Annotated in this window: 3 protein-coding genes; all 3 read left to right on the top strand. The window is 51.8% G+C overall.

The window, feature by feature from the left end; all coding sequences use genetic code 11:
* Window positions 1-277: 277 nt before the first annotated feature.
* From NZ653_09945 to NZ653_09955, 3 genes are read left to right on the top strand one after another with little or no spacing between them, the layout of a single operon-like run.
* Window positions 278-1,330 (top strand): hydroxymethylglutaryl-CoA synthase, encoded by a 1,053-nt coding sequence (locus NZ653_09945; GenBank protein MCS7287441.1) that lies wholly within the window; start codon window positions 278-280, stop codon window positions 1,328-1,330.
* Window positions 1,330-2,496: a thiolase domain-containing protein gene (locus NZ653_09950; protein ID MCS7287442.1), complete on the top strand. Its 1,167-nt coding sequence runs from the start codon at window positions 1,330-1,332 to the stop codon at window positions 2,494-2,496. The genes NZ653_09945 and NZ653_09950 overlap by 1 nt, the downstream gene beginning before the upstream one ends.
* A gap of 24 nt (window positions 2,497-2,520) precedes the next feature.
* Window positions 2,521-2,916: a Zn-ribbon domain-containing OB-fold protein gene (locus NZ653_09955; GenBank protein MCS7287443.1), complete on the top strand. Its 396-nt coding sequence runs from the start codon at window positions 2,521-2,523 to the stop codon at window positions 2,914-2,916.
* The last annotated feature ends 297 nt before the right edge of the window (window positions 2,917-3,213 follow it).

The following is a 3,213-nucleotide window of genomic DNA, read 5'->3' on the forward strand; positions in this document are numbered from 1 at the left end:
CCCACGAGTGGGACCCAAAACCATGGCAAACCCCAAGCCCACGAGGGCGGGTAAAATTCTCAGGCGAAACAATCTCTCGCTTTTTTAGGAAACTCACCACAATGTGTCCTGCGCGTGATAAACCTCAGAGGCTTTGCCGTATTGAGCTGACAGTAATGGAATGCCTTCTTGAGGCACGGATTGTCTATTAGTGATAGCCCCTGATAGTGATTTGATACTACATGGAAGGGCTTTCTCCGTAAAATTACCCATGAATACTCCTGCTTTGGAGAGTAAAATGTTGCTCAAAACCGCGAGGCCTGTGGGAATAGTCGGCTATGGTGCTTATCTACCAAGATACCGTATAAAAGCTGAAGAGATAGCCCGGGTTTGGGCTCAGGGGAACGTGGAGCCTCCGGTAAGGGAAAAATCTGTTCCAGGCCTTGATGAAGATACTGTCACCATCGCTTTAGAAGCTGCTCGCAATGCCTTAGCCCGGGCTCGCATAGATCCCGGGGCCATCAAAGCTGTGTGGGTGGGAAGTGAATCCCATCCCTACGCGGTCAAGCCCACAGGAACCATAGTGGCTGAGGCTCTGGGAGCAACCCCTTACGTTCAGGCTGCTGACTGGGAGTTTGCGTGCAAAGCCGGGACTGAGGCTCTTCAGGCTGCTATGGGCTTTGTGGGCTCAGGCATGGCCGATTATGCCCTCATCATAGGAGCAGACACCGCTCAGGGGCGCCCCGGTGATGCTTTGGATTACACAGCTGCAGCAGGTGGTGCTGCATTTATCATTGGCCCGGCCCAGGAAAGCCTTGCCATTATTGAAGCCTCCTGTTCTTATGTAACCGATACTCCGGATTTCTTCCGTCGTTCCGGGATGAATTATCCCAGCCATGGAGCACGCTTTACTGGAGAGCCGGCCTATTTCCATCACATTGAAATGGCTGCCCGCACCCTTATGGAAAAGACAGGATACAAACCTCAGGATTTCGCCTATGCAGTCTTCCACCAGCCCAATCTTAAGTTCCCCCAAACAGTAGCTAAAAGGCTGGGCTTTGCTCCTGAGCAAATTAGGGATGGCCTTTTGGTTGGGGAGATCGGCAATACTTATGCTGCTTCTTCCCTGATAGGTCTTACGGCTGTCCTGGATATAGCCAAACCTGGTGAGAGGATTCTGCTGGTCTCCTTCGGTTCTGGCGCCGGGAGCGATTCTTTCTCCATCTTGACCACGGAGAAACTGCCTGAGAGGCAACCTCTGGCTCCTTCCACCCGTTCTTACATTATGAGGCGGAAGGAAGTTGATTATGCCCTTTATGCCCGATTCCGCAAATTACTGGAGATGGAGTGATGAGGCGCAGGAGAGAGGTAGCCATAATAGGAATTGGCCAGACCAGGGTAGGGGAACATTGGGATAAATCCATAAAGCAACTGGCTGCCGAAGCCATCCTGGCCGCCCTCAAGGATGCAAAAATAGACCGAGTGGACACCCTCTATGTAGGTAATGCCCTCTCGGGAGAACTGGCCTTCCAGGAACATTTAGGGGCGGCGATAGCAGATTTTGCTGGCCTTCGCCCTATTGAAGCCCTTAAAGTGGAAGCTGCCGGGGCTTCAGGGGCAGCCGCACTGCGCCTGGGCTACCTTGCGGTAGCAGGGGGTCTGGCGGATTTTGTATTGGTTTGTGGGGTGGAAAAAGTTACCGATTCTCCTGCTGAAAAAGTAATTTCGGCCCTTTCCCTCAGCATTGACGGAGAATACGAGCGGGAGATGGGCCTTTCCTTTGTAGCCCTCAATGCCCTAATAATGCGCCGTTATATGCATGAATTTGGTTATGAGCTCAAGGATTTCGCAAACTTTTCAGTGAATGCTCATAAAAATGCGGTCAATAACCCCCATGCTATGTTCCGCAACCCCATAACGGAAAAGGCTTTTGTGGAAGCCAGAATGGTAGTGGAGCCCATAAATCTACTGGATTCTTCGCCGGTAGCTGATGGAGCAGCGGCTTTAGTGCTGTGTCCAATGGATATGGCCAGAGATTTCAGCGCCAGGCCTGTAAGGATTGCTTCTTCTGTAGTGGCCACTGATACTCTTGCCCTTCATGACCGGAAAGACCCTCTCTTCCTGGAGGCTGCTTACCTTTCGGCCAAGCGGGCCTATGAGATAGCAGGGATAAAGCCGGAAGATATTGACTTATTTGAATTAAACGATTCCTTTACCATCATGGCAGCCCTTTCTCTTGAGGCAGCGGGCTTTGCTGAAAAGGGCAAAGGGGTAAAGCTTGCTATGGATGGTGAAATTGCCATTGATGGGCGTATCCCGATATCCACCATGGGTGGTCTTAAAGCTCGCGGCAACCCCCTGGGAGCTACGGGTGTTTATCAGGTGGCTGAAGCAGTCCTTCAACTGCGCTATGAAGCCGGTCCCAACCAGGTTAAGGATGCGCACTGGGCCCTTGTTCAGAGCATAGGCGGAACAGGGGGCACAGCGGTAACCCACATCCTGGAAGGGCCGGATTAAAATATTAAAAGGAGGTGTGTGAATATGAGTCTACCAGCGGTATGGAGGACCAGGAAACAGCGTTATGCCCTCATGGGAGAAATATGTAAGAAGTGTGGGGTCAAGATATTCCCTCCGCGGGATGTTTGCCCTGAATGCTCAAAGCCAGCTCAGACGCCCTACTCCTTTTCCGGAAAAGGCGTGGTCTATAGCTTTGCCACTGTCTATCAGGCTCCGGAGGAATTTGAGGAGTATGCCCCCTATACTGTAGCGATAGTTAAACTGGAAGAAGGGCCGATGGTAACTGCTCAGCTTACCGATGTGGATCCGGAGGAAGTGAAGATAGGAATGCCGGTGGAAATGGTCACACGCAAGCTTTATGAGGAAGGGAAGGGTGGAGTGATACATTACGGCTACAAGTTCAGGCCGTGTATTGAGTAATTGCAAGCGAAACAACTTACATCTGCCCTCTGGAGATTATCTTCACGCCTTGCTCCTCCCAGCGACAGAGCTGGAAGAGGCAAAACTTCAATAATTAAATAAATCCTGAAAACCTTAAAAAGTGGAGCAATCAACCACCCCCTGCACCCCGCCCACGAGTGGGACCCAAGACCGTGGCAAACCCCAAGCCCACGAGGGTGGGAAAATCGGAGGTCCAGGGAGCTATGCCCCCTGACAGGGGGGTCTGGAGGATGTGCCCCCAGAAACCTAAAAAAGGGAGCGATCAACCACCTCCTG

This window comes from Anaerolineae bacterium (assembly GCA_025062375.1).
GTDB lineage: Bacteria > Chloroflexota > Anaerolineae > SpSt-600 > SpSt-600 > SpSt-600.

Coding starts and splice junctions, on each gene's coding strand:
- NZ653_09950 (MCS7287442.1), top strand. CDS start 1,330: ATGAGGCGCAGGAGAGAGGTAGCCATAATAGGAATTGGCCAGACCAGG.
- NZ653_09955 (MCS7287443.1), top strand. CDS start 2,521: ATGAGTCTACCAGCGGTATGGAGGACCAGGAAACAGCGTTATGCCCTC.
- NZ653_09945 (MCS7287441.1), top strand. CDS start 278: ATGTTGCTCAAAACCGCGAGGCCTGTGGGAATAGTCGGCTATGGTGCT.